This window comes from Nonomuraea sp. K271 (genome assembly GCF_009908215.1).
GTDB classification, from domain to species: Bacteria; Actinomycetota; Actinomycetes; order Streptosporangiales; family Streptosporangiaceae; genus Nonomuraea; species Nonomuraea longispora.
In genome coordinates, this window is the sequence record NZ_JAAAHR010000306.1 from 1 (window position 1) to 4,882 (window position 4,882).

4 protein-coding genes and 1 pseudogene are annotated in these 4,882 nt (G+C 73.1%); 4 read left to right on the forward strand and 1 reads right to left on the reverse strand.

The window, feature by feature from the left end; all coding sequences use genetic code 11:
• The first annotated feature begins 12 nt into the window (after positions 1 to 12).
• From purB to GUY59_RS46045, 4 genes are all read left to right on the forward strand, one after another.
• Entirely contained in the window at positions 13 to 1,443 is a 1,431-nt protein-coding gene (gene purB, locus GUY59_RS46030; protein ID WP_138208811.1) for an adenylosuccinate lyase, read from the forward strand.
• Complete coding sequence (locus GUY59_RS51150) at positions 1,440 to 2,516, forward strand: GNAT family N-acetyltransferase (RefSeq protein WP_201762142.1); 1,077 nt, start codon at positions 1,440 to 1,442, stop codon at positions 2,514 to 2,516. Before purB ends, GUY59_RS51150 begins: the two co-directional genes overlap by 4 nt.
• A 197-nt stretch (positions 2,517 to 2,713) precedes the next feature.
• Positions 2,714 to 3,484, forward strand: coding sequence for an AAA family ATPase (locus GUY59_RS46040; RefSeq protein ID WP_252375281.1), 771 nt, complete (start codon positions 2,714 to 2,716; stop codon positions 3,482 to 3,484).
• 136 nt (positions 3,485 to 3,620) lie between these two features.
• Positions 3,621 to 4,652, forward strand: a complete 1,032-nt coding sequence (locus GUY59_RS46045; protein WP_138208768.1) for a DUF4037 domain-containing protein — start codon at positions 3,621 to 3,623, stop codon at positions 4,650 to 4,652.
• A 24-nt stretch (positions 4,653 to 4,676) separates the two neighbouring features.
• On the opposite strand, the pseudogene GUY59_RS46050 reads toward GUY59_RS46045, so the two are convergent.
• Positions 4,677 to 4,882 (reverse strand): annotated as a pseudogene (locus GUY59_RS46050) (SRPBCC family protein); the annotation flags it as partial.

A 4,882-nucleotide genomic window follows, 5' to 3' on the forward strand; every position in this document is an offset into this window, starting at 1 on the left:
GACTTGTGGAACGTGACTGCCAAGCCGCGTATCCCCGATGTCCTGGCCGCTCGTTATGCCTCGCCCGAGCTGGCCCGCCTGTGGTCCGCCGAATACAAGATCGTCGCTGAGCGGCGGTTGTGGCTGGCGGTGCTGCGCGCCCAGGCCGAGTTGGGCGTGGCGGTGCCCGAGGAGGCCATCGCCGACTACGACAAGGTGGTCGAGCAGGTCGATCTGGCCTCGATCGCGGCGCGCGAGCGGGTGTCCCGGCACGACGTCAAGGCGCGCATCGAGGAGTTCAACGCGCTGGCCGGGCACGAGCAGGTGCACAAGGGTATGACCTCGCGTGACCTGACGGAGAACGTCGAGCAGCTGCAGGTGCGCGACAGCCTGCTGCTGGTGCGCGACCGGACGGCGGCGCTGCTGGCCCGGCTGGCCCGGCTGGCGGCCGAGCACCAGGCCACGGTGGTGGCCGGCCGTTCGCACAACGTGGCCGCCCAGGCCACCACCTTGGGTAAACGGTTCGCGACGGCGGCCGACGAGTTGCTGGTGGCCTTCCGGCGGCTGGAGGAGCTGATCGGCCGCTACCCGCTGCGCGGGATCAAGGGGCCGGTGGGCACCGCCCAGGACATGCTCGACCTGCTGGGCGGCGACCGCGGCAGGCTGGCCGAGCTGGAGGAGCGGGTGGCCGCCCATCTGGGGTTCGCGCACCGGTTCACCAGCGTGGGGCAGGTGTATCCGCGTTCGCTCGACTACGAGGTGGTCACCGCGCTGGTGCAGCTGGCCGCCTCCCCGTCCTCGCTGGCCATGACGATCCGGCTGATGGCCGGGCATGAGCTGGTCACCGAGGGGTTCAAGGAGGGTCAGGTCGGCTCGTCGGCCATGCCGCACAAGATGAACACCCGCTCCTGCGAGCGGGTCAACGGCCTGACGGTGGTGCTGCGCGGCTACGCCTCCATGGTGGGCGAGCTGGCGGGCGACCAGTGGAACGAGGGCGACGTGTCCTGTTCGGTGGTGCGCCGGGTGGCCCTGCCGGATGCGTTCTTCGCCTTCGACGGGCTGGTGGAGACGATGCTGACGGTGCTGGACGAGTTCGGCGCGTTCCCCGCGGTGATCGCGTCCGAGCTGGACCGCTATCTGCCGTTCCTGGCCACGACGAAGATGCTGATGGCGGCGGTGCGTGCCGGGGTGGGGCGCGAGCAGGCGCACGAGCTCATCAAGGAGCACGCCGTGGCGGCGGCGCTGGCGATGCGCTCGCACGGGGCCGGCAACGACCTGCTCGACCGGCTGGCCGCCGACGGACGGTTCCCCCTCGGCGGCCCGCAACTGCAGGAGCTGCTGGCTGACCGCGTGTCGTTCACCGGGGCCGCCGGCGAGCAGGTGACGGAGGTTCTGCGGCAGGTGGACGAGGTCGTTGCGGAGCATCCAGAGGCGGCCGCGTACCGTCCCGGCGCCATCCTGTGATCCGCGAGCTGCGTTCCGCGGCCGAGGTGCGGGCGGCCTGCGGGGGTGACGACCTGGTGGTGTGGGCGGCGCAGGGGCTGCGCGCGGGCGCGCGGGCGTGGGCGCTCGGGGACGCGGTGGCGGCGGCCTGCCCGCAGGTGTCACGGCGCGACCGGCTGGCGGTGCTGGGCGGCGCGGCGCAGGCCACCGAGCTGGTACGCCATGCGCTGGCGGAGCTGGGCCCGTCGTACCGGCCGCTGGGCGAGGTGGCGCTGATGCGGGAGGTGTCGGGCAGGCTGCCGGGGCTGGAGGTGGCCGGGGAGTTCTCGTGGATGAGCCTGGACACCGACGTTTTCGACGCACGTGCACGCGGCGGCGCGGTGCACGCTCCGGCGGACGGTGCCGGCGCGGGCGACCTGGCCAGGACGGCGAACGTACCGGAATCGACCGGCACACCGGATGGGCCGGGCATGTTCGGCCCACCGCATGCGGCAGGCGTGGCCGCCACGATCGGCACAGCGGGCACAGCGGGCAGGCCCGGCACACGCATGGCCGGTCCGGGTGGCGCGGCGTACTCGGCGGGCACGGCTGGCACAGGCGGCAGGACGGTCAGGTCTGATATGAACGGCTTGAAAGACGCTGCGGGGGCGGCGGGTATGGCCGGCGGGATCGGCGCGCCTCGCAGGGGCGGGGGCCGTCCGGGTGAGGACGGTGTGGTCGGCTGGCTGGAGGACGGTGACAGCGCGCAGGTCGCGGCGCTGCTGGCGGCCGAGGCTCCCTCGTCGTACGCGGTGCCCGGCCTGCCGGGGGTGCGGCGCTGGGCGGGCGTACGGGTCGGCGGGGAGCTGGCGGCGGTGGCGGCCGATGCCTGGTCGGCGCCCACGGTAGGTCTGCTGGCCGGGGTGGCGACGCGAGCCCGGCTCCGCGGCAGGGGCCTGGCCGGGCGGGTGTGCCGGTGGCTGTCGCGGGAACTGGTGGCGGCCTACGGGCGGGCGGCACTCATGGTCGACGACGACAATCCGGCGGCCATCCGCGTGTACGAGCGGCTCGGTTACCGCCGGCGCCGGGTGGCGGCCGCCCGGTCCACGGGTTGACCGCCGCCCCGCGTCGTCCCGCTCCGGTTCGTCCTCCGATGTCAGTTCCACCCGCCCGCTCTCGCTGGACGTCTTCGCACAATCCACCCGTTCCGCGAAGGGTTGTGCGAAGACGACCTGCGCGGAAGGTGGCCGATCGAGGACCCTTCGTTCCAGGTGGACGAGAAGCCCTGCGCCGATATCTTGGCCTCAGCTCGGTGACGACAGCGGCCGGATGCGCGCCGGCGCCGGTGCCGCCGGTTATGGCTGTGCTGCCGGGCGTCCTGCGTGATCCGGGGAGCACATCCATGTCGCAGCAGTTCCGTCCAGGGCACCAAGACTTTCTTTCTCGTTCGTCCGAGGCATTCCTGTCCGTCGCCGACGAGCCGGCAGCCGCCACCGCGAAAGCGGAGCCGGAGCATGATGTGCGGTCCGGACCCGCCGAGCTTGTCCTGATGGTCGGGCTGCCCGGCGCCGGGAAGACCACCCGGGCCGAAGAACTCGCCGTGGCGCGCCGCGCGCTGCGGCTGACCCCGGACGAGTGGATGATCTCCCTGTTCGACGGGTCGCAGCCCGACGGCAAGCGCGACATCCTGGAAGGACGGCTCATCGCGCTGGCCCTGCAAGCGCTGCACGTGGGCACCAGCGTCGTGCTCGACTTCGGACTGTGGAGCCGCGACGAACGGTGGGCACTGCGCTGGCTGGCGACATCGGCCGGGGCAGTCTGCCACGTCGTCTACCTGCCCATCGACAAGGACGTCCAACGCGCCAGGATCGCACACCGCCAGGCAACCGCACCGGACACGACTTTCCCGATGAGCGAGGCGGCCATCGACGAATGGCGGACGCTGTTCCAGGCACCAGATGCCGGCGAACTCGGCGGCGGCGACATCCCCGGACCGCCACCGGGGTGGCTGGGCTGGCCGGAGTGGGCGGCGGACCGATGGCCCTCGCTTGCACACGGTCATGCCTCCCAGCAGCGGAGGTGACATCGGACCGCGGCACCACCTGCCCGTGGGGTCGCCGCACGGCATGGCCGAACTGCCGGCAGGCGTGCGCGCCCGGTGGTTCCGCGCGGAAATTGAGGTGAGGTTGCGGCGGCGCTGGTGCACAGTGGACGGCGTGATGTCCGATTTTGTACCTGGTATCGACTTGTCGCGGTCCTTCTACCGCGATGTGGTGGCGCCGCTGATCCCCGGAGTGAGGCACAGCGCCGCCCTGATCGGGCCGGGGTCGGAGGTGCTCAGGTTCGACACCGCCCGCTCCACCGACCACGACTGGGGGCCGCGGGTGCTGCTGTTCGTGCCCGGCGAGGTGGTGGCCGAGGTGCGGGCGGCCGTGGAGGCGGGCCTGCCGGACCGGTTCGGCGGGCTGCCGACGGTGTTCACCTATCACGGGCAGGAACGTTCCGGGGTGACGGTGACCGAACTGGGGGAGTGGCTGACCGGGCGGCTGGCTTTCGACCCGAGGCAGGGGGTGTCGCTGCTGGACTGGCTGGCGGCGCCGTGGCAGAGCCTGGCCGAGGTGACCTGCGGGGAGGTCTTCCACGACGGGCTGGGCGGGCTGGAGGCGGCCAGGCAGGCGCTGCGCTGGTATCCCGGTGACGTGTGGCGCTACGTCCTGGCGTGCCAGTGGCGGCGCATCGCGCAGGAGGAGCCTTTTCCCGGCCGGTGCGGCGAGGTGGGCGACGAGCTGGGGTCGGCCGTGGTGGGCGCGCGGCTGACGCGGGAGGTGATGCGGCTGGCGCTGCTGCTGCGGCGGCGCTACCCGCCGTACGCCAAGTGGCTCGGCAGCGCGCTGGCGCGCATGCCGGGCTCGACCGAGCTGGGGGAGTCGCTGGGGGCCGCGACGGCGGCCCGGTCGTGGCGCGAGCGCGACGCGGCGCTGGCCGCCGCCTACGCGCGGGCCGCGGCGCTGCAGAATCGCATGCGGCTGACCGGCTGGCTGGACGAGGAGGTGCGCGGCTTCTACGACCGGCCGTTCCAGGTGATCGACGGCGACCGGTTCGCCGATGCGCTGATGGCGTCGGTGTCGGACCCGGTGATCAAGGGGTTGCCGCTGGTGGGGTGTGCGGACCAGCTGTCGGATTCGACGGATCTGCTGGTGGCGCCGGGGCGGGCGCGCGCGGTGACGGCCGCCGCCCTCGGCCTTGGGTGAGCGGCCTGTCCGGTCCGGCGGGCCTCACTCGACGAGCGAGGAGGCGAGTTCTTCGACGTGGGCGCGCCAGGCGCCGCGTGCGGACGGGTCACCGGTGTGGGTGATGACGAGGCGGGCGCCGTGGCCGGTGCCCGCGGCCAGTTCCCAGCGCACCTGGCCGCCGGGGGTGCCGAACTCGAGGAGCTTGCCGCTTTCGACGCGGGTGACCGCGCCGGTGGCCAGGTCGGGCG

What these genes read in the sequence shown, in the direction of transcription:
- GUY59_RS46045 (WP_138208768.1), top strand. Translation starts at nt 3,621, where the DNA reads ATGTCCGATTTTGTACCTGGTATCGACTTGTCGCGGTCCTTCTACCGC.